17 protein-coding genes and 1 pseudogene are annotated in these 20,797 nt (G+C 71.7%); 10 read left to right on the top strand and 8 right to left on the bottom strand.

All coding sequences use genetic code 11. From position 1 onward, the window contains the following. The first annotated feature begins 52 nt into the window (after positions 1–52). Positions 53–1,567: pseudogene (locus tag AB0K36_RS19845) on the top strand (acyl-CoA synthetase). 33 nt (positions 1,568–1,600) lie between these two features. Here the strand turns inward: AB0K36_RS19845 and AB0K36_RS19840 are convergent. Together AB0K36_RS19840 and AB0K36_RS19835 are read right to left on the bottom strand one after the other, a co-directional pair. Then, the gene (locus AB0K36_RS19840; RefSeq protein ID WP_364595887.1) at positions 1,601–1,927 is read right to left on the bottom strand and encodes a hypothetical protein; all 327 of its coding nucleotides are present in this window, start codon (positions 1,925–1,927) and stop codon (positions 1,601–1,603) included. 88 nt (positions 1,928–2,015) lie between these two features. After that, positions 2,016–2,564, bottom strand: a complete 549-nt coding sequence (locus AB0K36_RS19835) for a YciI family protein (RefSeq protein WP_364595915.1) — start codon at positions 2,562–2,564, stop codon at positions 2,016–2,018. Between the two features lie 317 nt (positions 2,565–2,881). Between AB0K36_RS19835 and AB0K36_RS19830 the strand changes: the two genes are divergently transcribed. Further along, positions 2,882–4,021 (top strand): SGNH/GDSL hydrolase family protein, encoded by a 1,140-nt coding sequence (locus AB0K36_RS19830; RefSeq protein ID WP_364595912.1) that lies wholly within the window; start codon positions 2,882–2,884, stop codon positions 4,019–4,021. Positions 4,022–4,098: 77 nt separating this feature from the next. On the opposite strand, the gene AB0K36_RS19825 is transcribed toward AB0K36_RS19830, so the two are convergent. Together AB0K36_RS19825 and AB0K36_RS19820 are read right to left on the bottom strand one after the other, a co-directional pair. Then, positions 4,099–6,447, bottom strand: coding sequence for an ABC transporter permease (locus tag AB0K36_RS19825; RefSeq protein WP_364595884.1), 2,349 nt, complete (start codon positions 6,445–6,447; stop codon positions 4,099–4,101). After that, on the bottom strand, positions 6,444–7,196 hold the full coding sequence (locus tag AB0K36_RS19820; RefSeq protein ID WP_364595881.1) for an ABC transporter ATP-binding protein: 753 nt from the start codon (positions 7,194–7,196) through the stop codon (positions 6,444–6,446). The genes AB0K36_RS19825 and AB0K36_RS19820 overlap by 4 nt, the downstream gene beginning before the upstream one ends. Before the next feature lie 239 nt (positions 7,197–7,435). Between AB0K36_RS19820 and AB0K36_RS19815 the strand changes: the two genes are divergently transcribed. Both AB0K36_RS19815 and AB0K36_RS19810 read left to right on the top strand, forming a co-directional pair. Continuing rightward, the gene (locus AB0K36_RS19815; protein WP_364595909.1) at positions 7,436–8,716 is read left to right on the top strand and encodes a sensor histidine kinase; all 1,281 of its coding nucleotides are present in this window, start codon (positions 7,436–7,438) and stop codon (positions 8,714–8,716) included. Next, positions 8,713–9,411 (top strand): response regulator, encoded by a 699-nt coding sequence (locus tag AB0K36_RS19810; RefSeq protein ID WP_364595878.1) that lies wholly within the window; start codon positions 8,713–8,715, stop codon positions 9,409–9,411. The genes AB0K36_RS19815 and AB0K36_RS19810 overlap by 4 nt, the downstream gene beginning before the upstream one ends. Positions 9,412–9,634: 223 nt before the next feature. On the opposite strand, the gene AB0K36_RS19805 is transcribed toward AB0K36_RS19810, so the two are convergent. After that, positions 9,635–11,011, bottom strand: coding sequence for a Fic family protein (locus AB0K36_RS19805; protein WP_364595875.1), 1,377 nt, complete (start codon positions 11,009–11,011; stop codon positions 9,635–9,637). A gap of 112 nt (positions 11,012–11,123) precedes the next feature. Further along, a complete protein-coding gene (gene paaK / locus AB0K36_RS19800; RefSeq protein ID WP_364595872.1) occupies positions 11,124–12,410 on the bottom strand; it encodes a phenylacetate--CoA ligase PaaK in 1,287 nt (428 codons plus the stop codon). Positions 12,411–12,803: 393 nt separating this feature from the next. Here paaK and AB0K36_RS19795 point away from each other — a divergent pair, with 393 nt between their 5' ends. After that, entirely contained in the window at positions 12,804–13,334 is a 531-nt protein-coding gene (locus tag AB0K36_RS19795) for a VOC family protein (RefSeq protein WP_364595869.1), read from the top strand. Positions 13,335–13,547: 213 nt separating this feature from the next. Here the strand turns inward: AB0K36_RS19795 and AB0K36_RS19790 are convergent, their stop codons facing one another. Together AB0K36_RS19790 and AB0K36_RS19785 are read right to left on the bottom strand one after the other, a co-directional pair. Then, positions 13,548–14,339, bottom strand: coding sequence for an inositol monophosphatase family protein (locus tag AB0K36_RS19790; protein ID WP_364595866.1), 792 nt, complete (start codon positions 14,337–14,339; stop codon positions 13,548–13,550). A 78-nt stretch (positions 14,340–14,417) separates the two neighbouring features. Beyond that, entirely contained in the window at positions 14,418–16,070 is a 1,653-nt protein-coding gene (locus tag AB0K36_RS19785) for an acyl-CoA synthetase (protein WP_364595863.1), read from the bottom strand. A gap of 274 nt (positions 16,071–16,344) precedes the next feature. Between AB0K36_RS19785 and AB0K36_RS19780 the strand changes: the two genes are divergently transcribed. The 5 genes from AB0K36_RS19780 (at position 16,345) to AB0K36_RS19760 (ending at position 20,722) form a co-directional block, all read left to right on the top strand. Continuing rightward, entirely contained in the window at positions 16,345–17,166 is an 822-nt protein-coding gene (locus AB0K36_RS19780; RefSeq protein WP_364595860.1) for a crotonase/enoyl-CoA hydratase family protein, read from the top strand. A gap of 11 nt (positions 17,167–17,177) precedes the next feature. Further along, positions 17,178–18,122 (top strand): Zn-ribbon domain-containing OB-fold protein, encoded by a 945-nt coding sequence (locus tag AB0K36_RS19775; RefSeq protein ID WP_364595857.1) that lies wholly within the window; start codon positions 17,178–17,180, stop codon positions 18,120–18,122. Next, complete coding sequence (locus AB0K36_RS19770; protein WP_364595854.1) at positions 18,119–19,216, top strand: thiolase family protein; 1,098 nt, start codon at positions 18,119–18,121, stop codon at positions 19,214–19,216. The genes AB0K36_RS19775 and AB0K36_RS19770 overlap by 4 nt, the downstream gene beginning before the upstream one ends. After that, on the top strand, positions 19,206–20,372 hold the full coding sequence (locus AB0K36_RS19765; RefSeq protein ID WP_364595851.1) for a thiolase family protein: 1,167 nt from the start codon (positions 19,206–19,208) through the stop codon (positions 20,370–20,372). The genes AB0K36_RS19770 and AB0K36_RS19765 overlap by 11 nt, the downstream gene beginning before the upstream one ends. 101 nt (positions 20,373–20,473) lie before the next feature. Then, positions 20,474–20,722, top strand: coding sequence for a DUF397 domain-containing protein (locus AB0K36_RS19760; RefSeq protein WP_364595848.1), 249 nt, complete (start codon positions 20,474–20,476; stop codon positions 20,720–20,722). The last annotated feature ends 75 nt before the right edge of the window (positions 20,723–20,797 follow it).

The raw sequence follows: 20,797 nt of genomic DNA, 5'->3' as shown, positions 1-20,797 counted from the left end.
GCCTGGTGCCGCGGTACTTGACCCCGCGTCGGCCGCCGCCGAGGATCACGCCATGACAGGCGCACACAGCAGCACCGTCGACTCCCTCGTCCGCCGCAGTGCCCGGCGCACCCCGGACCGCACCGCCGTCCGGTACGCCGACCGGTCATGGACCTACGCCCGGCTCGACGAGGCCGTCAGTACCGCGGCGGCCGTCCTCACCGGTCACGGGCTGCGCCACGGCGACCGGGTCGCGTCGTACGGCCACAACTCCGACGCCTACCTGATCGCCTTCCTGGCCTGCGCACGGGCCGGACTCGTCCACGTCCCGGTCAACCAGAGCCTGACGGGCGACGATCTCGCCTACATCCTCGGCCAGTCGGGCAGCACGCTCGTCCTCGCCGACCCGGCGCTCGCGCCACGCCTGCCCGCCGGGACGTCCGTACGGGCGCTGCGCGACACCGACGACTCGCTGCTCGCCGCCCTGTCCGAGCCGCGGCCGTTCACCCCCGCGCACGAACCGCGCGACGAGGACCTGGTCCAGCTTCTCTACACCTCGGGCACCACCGCCCTGCCCAAGGGCGCGATGATGACCCACCGCGCCCTCGTCCACGAGTACGTCAGCGCCGTCACCGCCCTCGATCTCGCGCCCGGTGACCGGCCCGTCCACTCACTGCCGCTGTACCACTCCGCCCAGATGCATGTCTTTCTGCTGCCGTACCTCGCGGTCGGCGCGGAGAACACCATCCTCGACGCGCCCGACGCCGGGCGGATCTTCGACCTCGTCGAAGCGGGCCGCGCCGACAGCCTGTTCGCGCCGCCCACCGTATGGATCGGCCTCACCAACCACCCCGAGTTCGCCACCCGTGACCTCGGGGGGCTGCGCAAGGCCTACTACGGTGCGTCGATCATGCCCGTGCCCGTGCTGGAGCGGCTGCGCGAACGTCTCCCCGGTCTCGGTTTCTACAACTGCTTCGGCCAGTCGGAGATCGGGCCGCTCGCCACCGTCCTCGGCCCCGACGAGCACGAGGGGCGGATGGAGTCGTGCGGCCGGCCCGTCCTCTTCGTGGAGGCGAAGGTCGTCGACGAGGACGGCAAGGAGGTGACCGACGGCACCGCGGGCGAGGTGGTCTACCGCTCACCGCAGCTGTGCGAGGGCTACTGAGACAAGCCGGAGGAGACACAAGAGGCGTTCCGCGGCGGCTGGTTCCACTCCGGTGACCTCGCCGTGCGCGACGGCGAGGGCTACTTCACGGTCGTCGACCGGGTCAAGGACGTCATCAACTCCGGTGGCGTGCTGGTGGCTTCCCGGCAGGTCGAGGACGCCCTCTACACCCACCCGGCCGTCGCGGAGGCGGCCGTGATCGGCCTGCCCGACGAGCGGTGGATCGAGGCGGTCACCGCCGTCGTCGTGGCACGCGACGATGTGACGGAGGCGGAACTGATCGCCCACGCACGGGACGAGCTCGCGCATTTCAAGGCGCCCAAGCGGGTCCTCTTCGTGGACGCGCTGCCCCGCAACGCCAGTGGCAAGATCCTCAAGCGCGAGCTCCGGGACCGGTTCGCTCCATCGGCACCGCGGACCTGAGGCCGGGTCCGCAGGGTCCGACAGCGGCCGGTTTCAGAACGGCGGCTGCCCGCTGCCTTCGATCATCAAGTGCGCGGTACCGATGTATCGGTGGGCCACGGTGAAGTCGCCGACGCGGCCGTCGGGCAGCCGCAGCCGCGGCGCGTCCGCGTCCATGATGCCCTCCACGACCTCGTCGTCCGCGACCTCGAGCGTTCCGTTCCAGTCGGCCGGCAGCGCCGCGGCGACGTCCTCGCTCGTGCCGGGCACGGCGTCCGGCGCGGCGTCCTCAGGCTGCCCCGTCCATGAACGGAGCACCGCTCTCGCCGCGTACTCGGCATCGCCCGCGACCACCGTCACGTCGCCTTCGAAGACGCCCATGCTTCCAGTGTGCGTCCACGCGGTCCGTCCCGCTCGCTGTGACCGCGCGCCCCGCCCGGTGCCGTCGGCGTGGCGCGTCCTCGGTTCATCAGCGCCTCCCGCCGAACTCCCAGTCGTGGACCTCGATGTCGGCATACCGGTCCGTGGTCAGCACGGCGCGTGCCGCTTCCGCATCGGGGGCCCTGAGCAGCACCGCCGTACCCAGCCAGGTGGCGCCGTCGTCGGAGAGAAGCGGCCCGTACGCGATCAGTTCATCCCGGTCGGGCGGCACGTCGACGTCGACGGCCGGCCCGGAGCCCAGGCCGAGCACGAGGTACCGGTTGCCACCGCTCGGGCCGCCGGCGAAATCCCACATGGTGCGCCCCAGCAGGTTGTGCCACCGACGCAGCAGCACATCCCGGTACGTGCCGGCCTGGTAGTTGGGCTCGTCGAAGGCGAACGCGCGGGCGGCGGCCGGATCCGGCAAGTCGATGATGTGCACGCTCCCGGTGGGCGTTTCGCCGTCACTGGCGAAGGTCGGGCCGCGAGCGATCAGTTCCTTCGCGTACCGGTCCATGTAGGACCAGTGCTCTTCCACCAGCTCGTTGCGCAACGTGAGGGATCCGGGCCGGTCGCGGTGGTAGCAGAAGTACTCCATGTCCCAGACCCTCACCCACATGCGGCAGCATCTCAACAGGCTTTCGCAATGATGACCACACGCGCCGAACGCGGCGGCGTTCCCTCGGGCGGCGCCCGTGGAAACGGACGCGACCCAGCAGCCTGCTCGGACACATCGAATCGCTCTCCTGGGCCAGGGCGGGATGATTGACTGTCATCGAAGGTCGATGATCACCAGGTTCGTGCCGGTGAAGTGAGTGGCACGGAGTGCGGGCGCGCCAGGGTCAGTGGGACTCCCAGGCGCGTACAAGAATCACGACCGTGGATCGGCCTGGGGCGGGAGCGGTGACAGTGGCGATGCGGGCGGTTCCGTTGGTGGGCGGGCCGGTGGAGTTACGGGGTGCGCTGGATCTGGAGATCACTCCGACGGGGGTGATGCCGCGCCGGCTGCCCGCATGGACCAAGGAGCAGTACCAGGACCCGTCGGTCCACGGCGCGACCGTGATGCCTTCGGGCGTGCGGCTGGTGTTCCGCACCGATGCGCGTGAGCTGGAATTCGACGTGCTCACCTCCACCGGGCAGCTCGACACCGACCCTCGACCCCGCCCGACGGGCATGCTGGACCTCCTGGTGAACGGCGCCCTGGCCGGGCGTCACCAGGCGCCGGTCGGCAACGTGGTGCGGATGGCGGGCCCCGGGGCCGTGCAGCGGCTGATTCCGGGCGAGCCAGGGACCGTCCGGTTCACCGGGTTACCGACCGGCATGAAGAAGGTCGAGCTGTGGCTGCCGCAGCAGACACCCACGGAACTGGTGGCCCTGCGCGCCGACGGCGACGTGCTGCCGCCGCTGCCGGACGGTCGGCGCCGCTGGGTGCACCACGGCAGTTCCATCAGCCACTGCCTCGAGGCCGACGGTCCGACCGACACCTGGCCGGTGGTGGCGGCGGCACTCGGGGAAGTGGAGGTGATCAACCTCAGCCAGGCGGGCAACGCGCTGCTGGACCCCTATGTCGCCCGGACGATCCGCGATATGCCGGCCGACCTGGTCAGTCTCAAGGTGGGCATCAATATCGTGAGCCTGGCCGCCTTTCGGCTGCGGACGTTCGGCCCGGCGGTACACGGCTTCTTGGACACGATCCGGGACGGGCACCCGGACACCCCGCTCCTGCTGATGTCCCCGGTGAGCTGTCCGGCACTCGAGGAGACTCCCGGCCCGACCGCGATGGGCCCGGACGGGAAGATCACAGCCGTGGGTGACCCGGCAGAAGTAGCTCGTGGGGCATTGTCGCTGGCGGTGGTCCGTGCCGAGCTGGAACGGATCGTGACGGCCCGCCGCACACGCGATCCCCACCTCCACTACCTCGACGGCCGCGAGCTGATCGGCCCGGACGAGGTGGGCGACCTGGCCGACGGCCTGCACCCCACCGCCGCCGCGTACCGCCGGATGGGCAAACACTTCGCCGCCCACGCCTTCGCGAGCGGGGGCCCCTTCCGCTGAATGACCATGTCTTCATTTGGAGGCGACCAGCCCCCACCGCCCCTCGCGGTGGGGGGCGCAACTCTGACCCTGGCCTCCTATTCGGTGCGCAGGGCCGTGGCGGTTCGGGCCGAGGCGGCCCAGCCCGCCGGCAGGAGCGCACCCAGGGTGGCGATGAGCAGCCCGCCGAGAGCGAGCGGGAGGAGTTCGGCCCCGTGGTAGACGGCGATGACGGAACCGGGGAGGCGGAGCCCGACGCTGTCGCCCATCGCGGGAATGACCCAGCCGTGCAGGGCCACGCCGAGCGGCACGCCCAGAGCACCCGCGACCAGTCCGGTCACGACGACCGAGGTGAGGACCATCACGACCGTCTGCCGAGGGGTCATGCCGAGCGCCTTGTGGACACCGATCTCCCTGACGCGCTCGCGGGTGTCGAGCAGCACGCCGTTCAGCACGCCGAGCGCGGCGACGGCGACGAGCATCAGCGTGAGGATCGCGGACAGCGCGTTGAGCGTGACGACCATGTCGCCGCCGGCGTCGAGCCCGCCGGCCCGAGCGGTGACCCCAAGTGGCGCCAAGTCCTTGTTCAGCGTGTCGGCGTAGCCGGTCACGTCGGTGCCTGACGTGACCGCGATGTGATGGCTCGTCTCCGTCAGGTCGGGGCGTGCGGCGGTGAGGGTCGAGGCGTCGGTGAAGACCTGCCTGCCGTCGTTCCGGGGGTCGAGGACCTCGCCGACGATCCGGACCCTGACCGGCTCGGCCAGGCCGTTCACGGTGACGGTGTCGCCGATACGGGTGCCCGTGGCGGCCAGGAAGGGGGACGGGACCACGGCCTCGCCGGGCCTGTCGATCCAGCGGCCCGAGACCATCGAGTAGCCGCCCCAGGAAGCGTCACCGGTGAAGGCGATCACGTCGATGGTGCCGGTCAGGCCGGGCACGGTCGCACGTACCGTCGCGGCGCTGTAGTACCTCCCGGTTCCGGCGGCGGCCTCGATGGCCGCGGCGACCGCAACGGGATCGGCCTCGGGCTGCTTCTCGGGGCCAGGGCCGCCGGGTCCGAAGTCCGGCAAGGGCGCGGTTACCACGACATCGGCGACGTCGTGTGCCTTGGCCTTCATCACCTGGCCGAGCGAGGCGCCCATCCCCACGGTGAACGTGACGGCGACGGTGCCGAACAGGATCGCCGTGCCCATGGCCAGCGCGCGTGCGGGCCGGGCGAAGGGCCGGGCCAGGCCCAGGGCGACCGGCTGCGGCAACGGCAGCCGTCCGGCCAGGCGGGCCGCCCAACGGCCGCGCCCCGCCGAAGCGGTGCGACCGACGGTGAGCGCGTCGGCCGTACGCAACCGGCCCGCCCGCCAGGCACTCGCCCACGCGGTCGCCGCCACCAGACCGAGCACCCCGGCGATCACCGCCAGGTCGACCCAGGGGGCGATGCCCAGGGACGAGGTGCCGTAGACCTCCTCGGTCTCGGCCAGCACGGGGACGGCGAGCAGGTGGCCCGCGAGGACACCGAGGACCGTGCCGGCGGCGGCGGGGATCAGCGCCTGGTTCACGTAGGCCCGCACGACCTGGGCCGGGGTGAAGCCGACGGCCTTGAGGACGCCGATGCGGCGCGTTCCCGAGCCGACGGCCGACGCGACGACATTGCCGACGACGAGCACCGACATGATCAGGCCCAGGGCGCCGAACGCCAGGAGATACGGCACGTACACGGCGGTGTCGCGCTCGGCGGTCTTCTTGACGGTGAGCCACGACTGTTCGCCGACCGCCGTTCCCGGCGGCAGGGATCCTGTCACGGCCTTGCCGCCCGCCGTGACCTGCGCGGCGGTGCCCGCTTCGCTGAAGCGGTAGAGCATCTGGTAGCCGCCGCTGCCGGGCGCGGTGAGCGCCGGCATCTGCGACGGAACCACCCAGGCGTCAGCGGTGTGCGTGACCGAGCGGGCCACACCCACCACCGTCAGCGTCGGACCGCCGGACAGATCGGGGAAGGCGATCTTCATGCCGATGGTCGTCAGGAGCGAGGAGTCGGCGGAGAGCACGATCTCGCCGGAGTGCGCGGGCCACCGCCCGTCGAGCAGTGCCACCTCGTCCACATCCCGGCCGGGGTCGCCCCGGCCGACCACGGTCAGCGGCCACCCGGAGCCCGCCCCGTCCGACCGCGGGGTGATCGTCGCCGTACGGAACGGCCCGGCCGCACTGCTCACCCCTTCGGCATCCTTGGACTTCGACAGCTGCCCGGCCCTCACCTTGCCCGCGTCGAACTGCACGGACAGATGCGCGCCGTGCTGCCTGGCGAAGGCGTCGTCGAAGGGCGCGCCGGACACCACGAGCAGCGATCCGCCGAGGACGGAGGCGGCCACCGCCATCATCGTCGCGAGCCCGATCACCAGCGTCTGCACGCGGCGTCGCGCTACCCCCGAGCGCACCACCTTGCCGAGCGCGCTCATCGGACGGCCTCCGAGGCGACGGCCTGCGAGGCGACGGTCTCCGACCGCACGTCTTGCGACCGGACGTCTTGCGACCGGACGTCTTCAGTGATCCGGCCGTCGGCGATCCGGACCGTACGGTTCGTGCAGGACCGGGCCAGAGCCAGGTCGTGGGTGACCACGACGATGGTCTGGCCCTCGGCGTTGAGGCCGGTGAGCAGCCTGCTGACGTCCTCTCCGGCGGCCGTGTCCAGGGCCCCGGTCGGCTCGTCGGCCAGGAGCAGCGCCGGCCGGTTCATCAACGCCCGGGCCACCGCGACGCGTTGCCGCTCGCCGCCGGACAGCCGCCCCGGGTAGGCGCGGGCGTGCCGGTCGATGCCCAGCAGTTCCAGGAGTTCCGCCGCCCGGCGGTCCGCCTCGCCTCGTGCCGTACCCGCGAGGCGCGCGGGCAGGACGACGTTGTCGGTGACGGTCAGATCGTCGAGCAGGTTGAAGAACTGGAAGACCATGCCGATCTTCGACCGCCGGTAGAGCGCCGACCCGGCTTCGCCCAGCCGGTCCACCCGCACCCCGTCCACGGTGACGGTCCCCGTATCGGGCCGGTCCAGGCCCGCGACCAGATTGAGCAGCGTGGACTTGCCGCTGCCGGAAGGGCCGAGGATCGCGACGGCCTCGCCGGGCTGCACGGTCAGCGACACCTCGTGCAGCGCGGGCGGGCCGTCGTCGTACCGGCGGCTCACCTCGCTCAGGTCGATCACCGGCATGGTCATGAGGAGCTCCTTCGGGTACGGGCGGTCGGCTGCCTGAACGCTAGGAGCAGGCCCGGCCCGCACGCGTCGCCCGCCCGAACCCATTGCGGTACCGCGCTGGGACGAGCCCCGGAAACGTCATCCCTGCGATGTAGGCGACAGATGTATCCGGCGCGGTGGGAATGACCACCGGGACGGAGTCCCACGGCCCGCACGGCGGCGACAATGAACCGGTGACGGACGTACGCACGACGCTGGAGATGCTGCGGGAAGCCGCCTGCCGTTCGGTCCGCGACGCCGGGCTTCCGAGCGGTCCGCCGCTGCGGCCCACCCGGCGCGCATGGCGGTTCGACGCGCTGGTGGCACTGGCGCTCGGCATCGCCACCGTCTACTACGGGATCGACAACGTGAACAACGTCGTGGTGCGTGAGATCGCACCCGGCGTGGAGTACGTCGTGCCGCGCCCGTCCGGCCCCGGCGGCCTGGCCTTGATGGTGACCCTCGCGACCATCGCCTCGAGCGCCCTGGCGCTGCGCCGCCGCTACCCGCTCGCCGTGCTGTGCGTCGTGACGGCCGCGACACTGGCGACACCGCAGAGTGTCATGCGGCTGACCTTCTACGCGTTCGTCATCGCCGTCTACAGCGCCGCCGTGTACAGCCCGTACAGGACGGCGACCCTGGCGGCGCTGCCGGTGTCGGTCGTCGTGGTCGGCACCACGGGGAACTCGGTGACACCGATCGTTCCCAACGAGTACATCGCCCTGCTGATCCTGGCCCCGATGGCCGTGGCCGCCGTCGGCCTGCGGACCTGGAAACTACGAACCGACGAGGGCCGCACCCGGCTCACCGCGCTGGAACGCGAACAGGCCGAGGCACTGCGCCGGGCCGTCGAGCACGAACGGGCCAGGATCGCCCGCGAACTGCACGACGTCGTCACACACAACGTCAGCGTGATGATCATTCAGGCGGGCGCCGCCCGCAAGATCATGCAAACCTCCCCCGAACAGGCCGGCGAGGCGCTGCTCGCCGTCGAGGCCGGCGGGCGGGCGGCCATGACCGAGCTGCGCCACGTCATGGGACTCCTCACCATGGCCGACGAGGGCGAGGGGACGGACGCTGTCGCCGACATGGCCGACGCGACGGCGGTGCCGGCCCCACAACCCGGCCTGGACCAGCTGGAAACGCTGGTCGGACGGGTCCGCGACACCGGACTGCCCGTCGAGCTGCTCATGACCGGGCCGCCCCGTCCCCTCCCGCCCGGCCTCGAACTCGCCGCCTACCGCGTGGTCCAGGAAGCCCTGACCAACACCGTGAAACACGCGTCCGGCGCCACCGCCGCCGTGACCGTCGAATACGGCCCGGAACTGCTCCGGGTGGAAGTCACCGACACCGGCGGACACCCGGGCGCGGCTGCCGGAAGCGGCCGGGGCCTGATCGGCCTGCGCGAACGCCTCGCCGTCTACGACGGAACACTGAACACCGGCCGACGCCTGACCGGCGGCTACCGTGTGGAGGCCCTGATCCCCTTGGAGACACCGTGACCGAGCCGCTGCGTGTGCTCCTCGCCGACGACCAGACCCTGGTCCGCACCGGATTCCGCCTGATCCTCGGCGCCGACGGCATCGACGTCGTCGCCGAGGCGGCCAACGGAGCCGAAGCGGTCGAAGCGGCCCGCCGCACACGTCCCGACGTGGTCCTGATGGACGTCCGGATGCCCGAGATGGACGGCCTGGAGGCCACCCGCCGCATCCTCACCGGCGCCACCGACGAACCCCGCGTCATCATCCTGACCACCTTCGACCTCGACCGGTACGTCTACGCGGCGCTGTCCGCCGGGGCCAGCGGCTTCCTCCTCAAGGACGTCACCCCGGAACATCTGACCGCGGCCGTCCGCACGGTCCGTACCGGCGACGCTCTCCTCGCGCCCGCCATCACCCGCCGCCTCGTGCAGCGGTTCACGCAGCGCGGCAGCGACACCGCCGCCCTCCACCGCGACCTCGCCTCGCTGACGCCGCGCGAGCTGGAGGTCCTCGGCCTGTTGGCCCGAGGACTGAGCAACGCCGAACTCGCCACCCGCCTCCACCTGGCCGAGGCGACCGTCAAGACCCACGTCGCCCGCATCCTCGCCAAGCTCGGACTCCGTGACCGTGTCCAGGCCGTCATCGTCGCCTACGAGACCGGGCTGGTCAGCGCCGGCGCGGGCGAGCCCGCCGGGCAGCCCACCGAGCAGACGTAGACCGAGGGCAGGATGGGGGATCAGCAGCCGGGGCCTGCGTCTGTCCCACCGGTTCCCGCCTCCGAACCGGCGTTCAACGGTCGCCCGATGTCCGCGTTCGCCGCGGTGCGGTCGCCGGGCACGGTCGCCGGTGCGCTGCCGGGCCGCGACGGCTGAACTCGCGCCACCGCGTGACGCCTTCGGCCGACGGCTGAGCACCCGAGCCGGGCTGCCGATGGAACGCTCACGGGCCGCCCCCGCGCACGGCGGCGGCATTGCGCCGAGTCTCCGCGAGGTGGACATCGACGAACCGCGCGAGGCACAGCGCGTCCTGGGAGTCGGCCTGGAAGGCGATGCGGCGGAGCAGACCGACCTCGTCGAGCGCGACGCCTTCGCGGGCGAGGACGAAGACGAGGGACAGGAAGGCGGACCGGGCGTTGCCGTCGTCGAAGGGGTGGAAGAAGCAGACGTCGAGGTAGGCGCGTGCGGCGCGAGCGGTCAGGGGGAGCGACGTGCCGTCGTCCTTGGCGCTCTCGGCCAGGCAGGCGTCGAGGCGGGCACGGGTGTCCGGGGCCGTGCCGTAACGTTCCCTGCCGCCCTTGGCGAAGGCCGGGAGGGCCCGGAACGCGAGTGGCCGCTCAGTGCCGAGCACATGCTGCTGCCAGCTCCGGATCAGTTCGAAATCGAGTACGGCACCGCGCGCCGCGTCCGCCCGAAGCCGTTCGAGCGCGGCAAGCAGGCCCTCGGCGCGAGCGGCGTCCAACGCGCCGTCGAAGGCGCGGATGTCCTCGGCCGCCCCGTCGCGCGACGGTGTCACCGGCCCGTCCCCGCCTTCGCCGTGGGATTCCTGCCAGGACACGGTCCCGCGTACGGCGAGCCACTGCTGCAGATGGTCCCGCGCCGGCTCGACGGACCCTTGCCCGCCGTCCGTGCGCAGCGTCTGTGCAAGCCGCTCTGCGACGTCATCGACCAGCACGGTGTCAGGATCGGTCCAGCTGTGGAACCGCCCGCCGACCGCCTGGTGGACCAGGTCCCGGGCGACCTCGGGGGCGACTCCCCAGCGGCTGAGGAACCAGGTGAGCACCTGTTGGCAATGCCCGTACCAGCCGCTGCCGCAGCCGGTGCGGTCCACAATCTGCAGGATCAGGTTGCGGGCGGCGCTCTCCCACAAGATCCGCTGGGCCTCGATGTCTGCCGGGTCCAGCGGGTACGCCTCGAACCGCTCGGCGAGGCTCTCCAGCCATGCCCGCCACTCGCACAGCGCCGTGACGACACGCTCCAGCGTCTCCTCCGGGGTGGTGATCGAGTCCCGGGGACAGCACCAACTTCCGACAGGTCCGCCGTCGAAGTCTCCTTCGTCGTGCGCCCAGCGCCAGCCCACCGCCCAGCGGCCGTAGCGGTTCATCAGGGCGTACGACACGGCGTCGGCCCAGAGCTTGGCCTCACCCCAGCTCCACGCATGCATCGCCGGGTCGCCGAAGGGGACATCCGGACGGCTCGGTACGTGCCGGGCCGGGCCGAGTGAGCGCACCACCCGCGCTGCCGCCGCACTGTCGAACGGACGCCGGGCGGGATTCACCTCGTCCCAGGTCAGGTTGCCAGGGGACAGCTCATGTATCACCGCGCCAGCCTGCCATCTCACCCCGGCGCCCAGGCAAGCGGATTACCGCAGAGCTCCGCCGAGGAAGGAGCTGTCCCACCCGCGTCGCCGACCCCGAACGCCGGCCGGACACTCACACGTTCCTGAGGTCCACGATCCGCTTGATCTTGCCCACCGAACGCTCGAGCGTCTCCGGGTCCACCACCTGTACGGAGACGGACACCCCGATGCCGTCCTTGACCGCGGCCGCCACGCACTGCGCGGCCGCCGCCCGCTGGTCGGAGGTCGTCCCCGGCCGTGCCTCCGCGAGCACGGTCAGCGCGTCGAGGCGGCCCTCCCGGGTGAGCCGGAGCTGGAAGTGCGGGGCGACATGCGGCGTCCGCAGGACGATCTCCTCGATCTGGGTGGGGAAGAGGTTCACCCCGCGCAGGATCACCATGTCGTCGCTGCGCCCGGTGACCTTCTCCATGCGCCGGAAGACACGTGCCGTGCCCGGCAGCAGACGTGTCAGGTCCCGCGTGCGGTAACGGATCACCGGCATCGCCTCCTTGGTGAGGGAGGTGAACACCAACTCGCCCTCCTCCCCGTCCGGCAGCACCTCGCCGGTGAACGGGTCGACGACCTCCGGGAAGAAGTGGTCCTCCCAGATGTGCAGGCCGTCCTTGGTCTCCACACACTCCTGCGCCACTCCGGGACCCATGACCTCCGACAGCCCGTATATGTCGACCGCGTCAATCGCGAACCGCTCCTCGATCTCCCGGCGCATCTCCTCGGTCCACGGCTCCGCGCCGAAGACCCCCACCTTCAGCGACGTCGACCGCGGATCGACGCCCTGGCGCTCGAACTCGTCGAGGAGGGTCAGCATGTACGACGGGGTGACCATGATGATCTCGGGCCGGAAGTCGTTGATCAGCTGGACCTGGCGGGCCGTCATGCCGCCGGAGGCGGGGATGACCGTGCAGCCGAGCCGCTCCGCGCCGTAGTGCGCGCCGAGCCCGCCGGTGAACAGGCCGTACCCGTAGGCCACATGGACCTTGTGGCCCGGGCGGGCGCCGGCGGCGCGCAGCGAGCGCGCCACCACGTCGGCCCAGGTGTCCAGGTCCCGTTGGGTGTAGCCGACGACGGTGGGCCGGCCCGTCGTACCGCTGGAGGCGTGGATCCGGCGCACCTGCGACTCGTCGACCGCGAACATCCCGAAGGGGTAGTGGTCGCGAAGATCGATCTTTGTCGTGAACGGGAAGCGGGCGAGGTCGGCGAGCGTACGGCAGTCCTCCGGGCGGATCCCCGCCTTGTCGAAGGCCTGGCGGTAGAAGGCGACGTTCTCGTAGGCGTGGCGCAGGGTGGAGCGCAGTCGCTCCAGTTGCAGGGCCTCGAGCTCCTCGCGACCGAGCCGCTCCGCCGCGTCCAGCAGGTCCGTCATCCGCGCACTCCCGTCCCAGATCGGGCTACCGACCATTCGGTCGTCGTGTTCGGGATCAGTAATTCAGGCCCTGACGCCGCCCGTCAAGGCTCGACCGAAGGGCCTCGCAGCCGGGCAAGCGGCGCGACGCCGCGCCGCTCCGCCCGACCGCCTGCGGCGCGGGGCGAGGAGCCGCCCGGGATCCCGGTGCACGAGAGCCGCCCGGACGACTTCGTGACCGCGCTGAAGGAGTTCGGTATCCGATCGGCCGCCGACCGCGGTACGTCGCACTGGTGCATCCGGACGATCGTGGCCGCTGCCCACGTCAGCGCGAGCGCTTCACGGGGGTTGCGGGGAAGATTGCGGTAACGGGAAGTTGAATCCCGCAATCAAACCCAGATGAAGGAGTCCGCGATGCCTCAGCCAGAGGGAGCCGAACTGGAGGCCGTGCGCGCCCGTCGCGAAGAGGTGCGACGGCGCTACCTGCGCGAAGCGGGCGACCGGCCCGCGACCACGGCGAACGGCGTGCACCATGTGGCCTTCATCTGCCGTGACGTGGAGGAGACCGTCCGCTTCTACCAGGAGTTCCTCGGGTTCCCGCTCGTGGAGATCGTGGAGAACCGCGACTACCGCGGCTCCACCCACTTCTTCTTCGACATCGGCAACAACAACCTGCTGGGCTTCTTCGACTTCCCCGGCCACGACCATCCGCCGGCCACCGAGACGGTCGGCGGGGTGCAGCATCTGGCGCTCTCGGTCGACGCGCGGCAGTTCTCCGCCGCCCGTAAGGCGCTGGACGCGGCGGGCATCGACTACCTGGGCCCCGACCGCGGCGTCGAGGACAGCCTCTACTTCCGCGACCCCAACGGCGTACCGCTGGAGCTGTACCAGGAGCGGCTCGGCGTCTTCAACGGCGAGCGCATCCTGCCGGGCGCTGAAGGCTGACCCCGACCCGCTCCACCTCGCGAGGAGCCGCACGCGCCTCGGGGACGGCGTGAATCCTGCCGGTCCCGAGGCCGGAGCCTCCGTCACCGAGCCGGACGCAAAACGTCACCGAGCCGGACCCAGAACGTCACCGAGCCTGACGCAGAACGACGTGACCCGGCCGGTCAGGACATGATCGGGTGACGGGCGAAGAACCGGGACAGGGCACGCGGCTCAGCCGCGGATCATCGACATCAGCAGCTCGTGGGTGTCACCGTCGGCAGCCACGACGAGCCCGCGTCCCGCCGGTCCGATCGGGGCGCCGTCGATCCCGGTGACCACACAGCCGGCGGCCCGGCAAAGCGCGATGCCGGCGGCGAAGTGCACGCTCCGGGACAGGTCGCCGCCGTCGGTGACGTATGCGGCGCGCTTGCCGGCGGTGACCCAGGCCAACGCCAGGGTCGTGGAGACCACCCGTGGCCGGAACGATGCGCCGAACCTGGGATCGGCCAGCAGGTCGACGGCGCGGAAGCCGGGCGCGCTGGGGAACGGCGGGTCCAGATTGACATCGACGAGTCGGGTGGCGGGCGTGGGCGCCAGAGGGGCATCGGCACCGTCGTACCGCACCCGGGCGGTCGCACCGTCGGTGGAGAAGACCTCTCCGGTGAACGGGTCGGCCACCGCCGCCGCCCCGTTGCGCAGCGCCACGTTGACGGCGACCGCCATGTTGCCGACGGCGTAGTTCAGCGTGCCGCACAGGGGATCCACCAGCCACTGGCGCGTGGCCTCCACGGCCCCCTGCTGTCCGCCCTCTTCGCCGAGGACGGCGTCCTCCGGCCGGGCGGCACGGATGACGCCGAGGATGGCCTTCTCGGCCTCCACGTCGGCGGCGGTGGCGAAGTCCCCGGCACCCTTGTCGATGCGGGCGAGACGCCGGCCGTACATGCGGCGGACGACCTCCGCGCCGGCCTGGGCCGCTGCCGTCGCGACCCCTGCGTCGTCAAGGTCCGCATATGAGTTGATCATTCGCGCATCGTATCGGCGGCGAAACGGCTCGTTCCACGGGCCGGATCGACCGCCGAGATGGCCAGGTGCGACGGGCGGTCAGGCCCCGGTCCCCGCGGGCTCCGCCCCGTCCGTGTCCGCCGCGTCGGTGGCGACCGCACGGGCCCAGCGGTAGTCCGCCTTGCCGCTCGGCGAGCGCTGGATCTCCGGCGCTATCACCAGGCGCCTCGGGATCTTGTAGCCGGCCAGCCGGGTACGGCAGTGGGACTGGATGTCGGCCAGCGTCGGTGCCGGCGCACCCGCACGGAGCTGGACCACGGCCGTCACCTGGTTGCCCCACCGGTGGTCGGGCACGCCGGCGACCAGGGCGTCGTACACGTCCGGATGGGACTTGAGAGCCTGCTCGACCTCCTCGGGGTACACCTTCTCCCCGCCCGTGTTGATGCACTGCGAGCCGCGGCCCAGGACCGTGACGATGCCGTCCTCGTCCACGGTGGCCATGTCGCCGAGGAGCACCCAGCGTTCGCCGCCGCGCCGGAAGAAGGTCTCCTTGGACTTGACCGGATCCTTGTAGTAGCCGAGCGGTACGTGTCCGCGCTGGGCGACCCGGCCCGTCCCGCCGGGCGGCACCGGCTCGTAGGTGGCCGGATCGACCACCGCCGTACGGGCGTTGACGCGCAGCCGGAACCCGGTCGCGGGACCCGAGTCGTCCGTCGCGGTGCCGTTGAAGCCGGATTCGGAGGAGCCGAAGTTGTTCAGCAGCAGGACGTTCGGGACCAGCGCGGTGAACTGCTCGCGCACGGTGTCCGACATGATCGCCCCGGAGCTGGAGACGCTGAACACCGACGACAGGTCGCACCCCTTCAGCGGCCCGTTCAGCGCGTCGATCAGCGGGCGCAGCATCGCGTCGCCGACGAGGGACACGCTGGTGACCCGCTCCCGCTCGATCGTGCGCAGCACCTCGTGCGGCACGAACTTGCGGTGGATGACGATCCGCTGGCCGAAGTTGAAGCCGATGAAGGCGGTGAGCGTCGACGTGCCGTGCATCAGCGGGGGAGTGGGGAAGAAGGTGATCCCGTCTCCGCCTGCGGCGACCCGCTCGGCCAGTTCCTCGGGCCGGGACACGGGCTCACCGGTCGGGGCCCCGCCGCCCAGTCCGGCGAAGAACAGGTCTTCCTGACGCCACATCACCCCCTTGGGCATGCCTGTCGTCCCGCCGGTGTAGATGATGAACAGGTCGTCGGCCGATCGCCGGGCGAACCCACGCAGCGGAGAGGCTGTGGCTTCGGCGTCGGCGAACGCCACGGCGTCGAGGGGCGGCGCTTCTTCCGGTGGTGTGCCGACGCGCACCAGGTGCCGCAGTTTCTCGGTGCGCGGCAGCGCTGCCGCCACCCGTTCGGTGAACTCCGCGTCGAAGACGAGCGCCGCGAGGTCGGCGTCCCGGTAGAGGTGGACCAACTCGTCCGCGACGTACCGGTAGTTGACGTTCACCGGCACGATCCGGGCCTTCAGGCAGCCCAGTACCGTCTGGAGGTACTCGACCCCGTTGTAGAGATGCAGGCCCAGATGCTCACCCGGTGCGATGCCCGCGTCGAGCAGATGGTGGGCGACGCGGTTGGCCGCCGCGTCGAGTTCCGCGTAGGTGAGCCGGCGCTCCTCGCCGGTGCCTGGGTGGTCGACGTACACGAGTGCCTCGCGATCGGGCACGGCGTCGACCACCGATTCGAACAGGTCGGCAAGGTTGTACTCCACCGCTCCTCCTGACCTCGGCGGGACATCGCGACGTGAACCCGGTGCACTGCGGCTCGGCCGTCATTAGAGCGCCGGTCCGCACAACTGGGAAGGGTCACCGGCAGGAAATCTGACTGACTGTCAGAAAACCCTTGAACTGGCGCCCCGCCTACTGCAACCTGTTCCAGATCCGGTGACGGGTCCGGTGACGGGTCCGGTGACCGGTCCGGTGACCGGTCCGACGACGTGTCCGGGAACGGACACCCCGTCACCGATCCGCGACGGGAGGTTGCACATGGCACGGCACAGCGGCCGCACGGGCACCGAACACCTCACCGTGGAACACGAGGGCGCCACGCTGATACTCACCCTGAACCGGCCGGAGGCGAAGAACGCCCTCTCGCTCGCGATGCTCGTCGGCCTGTACGACGCATGGCTCGCGGCGGACGCGGACGACACCGTCCGCTCCGTGGTGATCACCGGAGCCGGCGGCTCCTTCTGCGCCGGCATGGACCTCAAAGCCCTCGCGGCGGGCGGCGGCATGGCGGGGGAGCACTACCGCGACCGGATGAAGGCCGACCCCGACCTGCACTGGAAGGCGATGCTCCGCCACCACCGGCCGAGGAAGCCGGTCGTCGCCGCCGTCGAGGGGTACTGCGTCGCCGGCGGCACCGAGATCCTCCAGGGCACCGACATCAGGGTCGCGGGACAGGGCGCCACCTTCGGGCTCTTCGAGGTCCGGCGCGGCCTCTTCCCGATCGGCGGCTCGACCGTCCGGCTGCCGCGCCAGATACCGCACACCCACGCCCTCGAGATGCTGCTCACCGGCCGCCCCTACACCGCCGACGAGGCCGAACGCATCGGCCTCGTCGGCCGCGTCGTCCCCGACGGCACCGCCCTCGACGCGGCGCTCGGCATCGCGGAACGGATCAACGCCTGCGGCCCGCTCGCCGTCGAGGCGGTCAAGGCGGCGGTCTACGAGACGGCGGAGATGACGGAGGCCGAAGGACTCGCCGCCGAACTGGAGCGGGGCCGGCCCGTCTTCGACACGGCCGACGCCAAGGAAGGCGCCCTCGCCTTCGCCGAGAAGCGCGACCCCGTCTACCGGCGCGCCTGAGAGGAGAGCCCGTGCCCCCCGTGCTCCGTGCACCGCTCGTCGTCGAGTTCCCCTTCACCCGGTCCCTGGGCCCAATCCAGAGCGCCTTCCTGACCGGCCTGCGCGAACGAACGGTGCTCGGCGTACGCACCGTCGACGGCCGGGTCCTCGTACCGCCCGTCGAGTACGACCCCGTCACCGCGGACGAGATCCGCGACCTCGTCGAGGTCGGCGCCACCGGCACCGTCACCACCTGGGCGTGGAACGAGCACCCACGGCCCCGCCAGCCCCTCGCCACCCCCTTCGCCTGGGTGCTCGTCCGCCTCGACGGCGCCGACACCTCCCTGCTGCACGTCCTCGACGCACCCGGCCCCGACGCCGTGCGCACCGGGATGCGCGTACGCGTCCGGTGGGCGAGCGAACGCACCGGAGCGATCACCGACATCGCCTGCTTCGAACCGTACGCGGGCGGGCCCGCCGGCCCGCCGCACCCCCACAGCGGCAGCTTCCCCGAACCCGTCACCGGCATCGTCGCCCCGGCCAGGCTCGACTACACCTGCACACCCGGCCGCGCCCAGAGCCGCCACCTCGCCGCCCTCGACGGGCGCAGAACCGTCGGCGAGCGCTGCCCGTCCTGCCGGAAGGTCTACGTCCCGCCCCGCGGCGCCTGCCCCACCTGCGGAGTCGCCACCGACGAGCAGGTCGAGGTCGGCCCCCGCGGCACGGTCACCACCTTCTGCATCGTCAACATCAAAGCGAAGGGCCTGGACATCGAGGTGCCCTACGTCTACGCCCACATCGCCCTCGACGGCGCCGGCCTCGCCCTCCACGGACGCATCGGCGGCATTCCGTACGACGAGGTGCGCATGGGACTGCGCGTGGAGCCGGTGTGGCGCGAAGGCACCCGCCACCCCGACCACTACCGGCCGTCCGGCGAACCGGACGCCGACTACGACACCTACAAGGAGCTGCTGTGACCAGCCCCGCCGGGCACGGGACGACGAGCCGTGCCCGGCACGGCAGGGACATCGCCGTCGTCGCCTTCGCCCAGACCCGCCACAGCCGCCGCACGGACGAGATGTCCGAGGTGGAGATGCTGATGCCGGTCCTCCACCAGGTCCTTTCGCGGACCGGGCTGCGCACCGGCGACATCGGCTTCACCTGCTCCGGATCCAGCGACTACCTCGCGGGGCGCGCGTTCTCCTTCACCATGGCGCTCGACGGCGTCGGCGCCTGGCCCCCGATCAGCGAGTCGCACGTCGAGATGGACGGCGCCTGGGCCCTGTACGAAGCGTGGGTGAAGCTGCTGACCGGCCAGAGCGACACCGCGCTCGTCTACGCGTACGGAAAGTCGTCGCCCGGCGAGCTCCGCGATGTGCTCACCCGCCAGCTCGACCCCTATTACACGGCCCCGCTCTGGCCCGACTCCGTGGCCCTCGCCGCCCTTCAGGCACAGGCACTGATCGACGCCGGCGAGACGGACGAGCCTGAGCTCGCCGGTGTCGCGGCCCGCAGCCGCCGGGACGCCGCGGGCAACCCGCACGCTCAACTCCAGGGAGAGGTCCCGCGCGGCCGCCACCTCGTCCGGCCGCTGAGGGTCTCCGACTGCCCGCCCATCGGCGACGGCGCCGCCGCCGTCGTCCTGGCCGCCGGCGAACGGGCCCGCGAACTGTGCGAACGGCCCGCCTGGATACGCGGCATGGACCACCGCATCGAGGCGCACGGCCTCGGCGTACGGGACCTCACCCGCTCGCCCTCCACCCGGCTCGCCGCGGAACACGCGGGCCTCTTCGAGAGGCCCGTCGACACAGCGGAACTGCACGCGCCCTTCACCTCCCAGGAACTCGTCCTGCGCCGAAGTCTCGACCTCGACACCAGGGTGAGGGTCAACCCGTCCGGAGGAGCGCTCGCCGCCAACCCCGTGATGGCCGCCGGACTCATCAGGATCGGCGAGGCCGCCTCCCGCATCCACAGCGGCGACTCCGACCGGGCCCTCGCCCACGCCACCTCCGGCCCCTGCCTCCAGCACAACCTGGTGGCCGTCCTCGAAGGAGAGCCCCATGCCGGCTGAGCCCGTGGCCGTCGTCGGTATCGGCCAGACCAAACATGTCGCCGCCCGCCGGGACGTGTCCATCGCGGGGCTCGTCCGCGAGGCGGCCCGGCGGGCCCTCGACGACGCCGAGCTGTCCTGGGCCGACATCGACGCCGTCGTCATCGGCAAGGCTCCCGACTTCTTCGAAGGCGTGATGATGCCGGAGCTGTACCTCGCCGACGCCCTCGGCGCGGTGGGCAAGCCGATGCTCCGGGTCCACACCGCGGGCTCCGTCGGCGGCTCCACCGCCCTCGTCGCCGCCAACCTGGTGGCGGCGCGTGTACACGCCACCGTGCTCACCCTGGCGTTCGAGAAGCAGTCCGAGTCGAACGCGATGTGGGGCCTGTCCCTGCCCGTCCCCTTCCAGCAGCCGCTGCTCGCGGGCGCCGGCGGCTTCTTCGCCCCGCACGTCCGCGCCTACATGCGCCGCACCGGCGCTCCCACCACCGTCGGGTCCCTCGTCGCGTACAAGGACCGCCGCAACGCGCTCAAGAACCCGTACGCGCACCTCCACGAGCACGACATCACCCTGGCGAAGGTCCAGGCCTCACCGATGCTGTGGGACCCCATCCGCTACTCCGAGACCTGCCCCTCCTCCGACGGCGCCTGCGCGATGGTCCTCACCGGCCGGGCGGGCGCGGCCCGTTCACCGCGCCCGCCCGCCTGGGTGCACGGCGGGGCGATGCGCAGCGAACCCACCATGTTCGCGGGGAAGGACTTCGTGTCGCCGCAGGCCGGCAAGGACTGCGCCGCGGACGTGTACCGGCAGGCCGGCGTGAGCGACCCGCGCCGCGAGATCGACGCCGTGGAGATGTACGTGCCGTTCTCCTGGTACGAACCCATGTGGCTGGAGAACCTCGGCTTCGCCGCCGAGGGCGAGGGCTGGAAGCTCACCGAGTCCGGCGTGACCGAGCTCGACGGGGACCTGCCGGTCAACCCCTCCGGCGGCGTCCTGTCGACCAACCCCATCGGGGCGTCCGGCATGATCCGCTTCGCGGAGGCCGCGCTCCAGGTGCGCGGACAGGCGGGCGAACACCAGGTCGACGGCGCGCGCAAGGCGCTCGGACACGCCTACGGGGGCGGGGCACAGTTCTTCGCCATGTGGCTGGTCGGCGCGGAGCCGCCCGCCACATGACGACCGGCGGGCCCCCGGCGGACCGTCACGTGCGGCACCCTGTCCGTGACGGGGTGTCGTCGCTAGGCTGGCCCCGGAGACGACGCGGGAGGAGCAGGGACGTGGCCGAGAGCACCACCACTACCACCACGCAGAGGTTTTCCGGGTGGGAGAAGCCGGACCTGGACCTGAGCAACGCGGACTGGCGATCAGGGACGCAGGGCGCCGGGGACGTGCAGATCGCGTTCGTCGAAGGGTTCATCGCGATGCGTCACGGCGGCCGCCCGGAGAACCCGTCGCTGATCTTCACCCCGGCCGAGTGGCGTGCCTTCGTGCTGAACGCACGGGACGGCGAGTTCGACCTCACCTGACGCCGACACCCACCGACGGGTGCCGCACCCCGGCCGGTGCGCAGCGCCGTGCCCCTCCCGCCGGCGTGGGAGGGG

Source organism: Streptomyces kurssanovii (assembly GCF_040677245.1).
Classification (GTDB): Bacteria; Actinomycetota; Actinomycetes; order Streptomycetales; family Streptomycetaceae; genus Streptomyces; species Streptomyces kurssanovii.
Note: the sequence above shows the minus strand (reverse complement) of the source record. Positions and strands in the feature narration are given on the sequence as shown.

What these genes read in the sequence shown, in the direction of transcription:
- AB0K36_RS19840 (WP_364595887.1), bottom strand. Translation starts at nt 1,927, where the DNA reads ATGGGCGTCTTCGAAGGCGACGTGACGGTGGTCGCGGGCGATGCCGAG.
- AB0K36_RS19835 (WP_364595915.1), bottom strand. Translation starts at nt 2,564, where the DNA reads ATGGAGTACTTCTGCTACCACCGCGACCGGCCCGGATCCCTCACGTTG.
- AB0K36_RS19830 (WP_364595912.1), top strand. Translation starts at nt 2,882, where the DNA reads ATGCGGGCGGTTCCGTTGGTGGGCGGGCCGGTGGAGTTACGGGGTGCG.
- AB0K36_RS19825 (WP_364595884.1), bottom strand. Translation starts at nt 6,447, where the DNA reads ATGAGCGCGCTCGGCAAGGTGGTGCGCTCGGGGGTAGCGCGACGCCGC.
- AB0K36_RS19820 (WP_364595881.1), bottom strand. Translation starts at nt 7,196, where the DNA reads ATGACCATGCCGGTGATCGACCTGAGCGAGGTGAGCCGCCGGTACGAC.
- AB0K36_RS19815 (WP_364595909.1), top strand. Translation starts at nt 7,436, where the DNA reads ATGCTGCGGGAAGCCGCCTGCCGTTCGGTCCGCGACGCCGGGCTTCCG.
- paaK (WP_364595872.1), bottom strand. Translation starts at nt 12,410, where the DNA reads ATGACGGACCTGCTGGACGCGGCGGAGCGGCTCGGTCGCGAGGAGCTC.
- AB0K36_RS19795 (WP_364595869.1), top strand. Translation starts at nt 12,804, where the DNA reads ATGCCTCAGCCAGAGGGAGCCGAACTGGAGGCCGTGCGCGCCCGTCGC.
- AB0K36_RS19790 (WP_364595866.1), bottom strand. Translation starts at nt 14,339, where the DNA reads ATGATCAACTCATATGCGGACCTTGACGACGCAGGGGTCGCGACGGCA.
- AB0K36_RS19780 (WP_364595860.1), top strand. Translation starts at nt 16,345, where the DNA reads ATGGCACGGCACAGCGGCCGCACGGGCACCGAACACCTCACCGTGGAA.
- AB0K36_RS19765 (WP_364595851.1), top strand. Translation starts at nt 19,206, where the DNA reads ATGCCGGCTGAGCCCGTGGCCGTCGTCGGTATCGGCCAGACCAAACAT.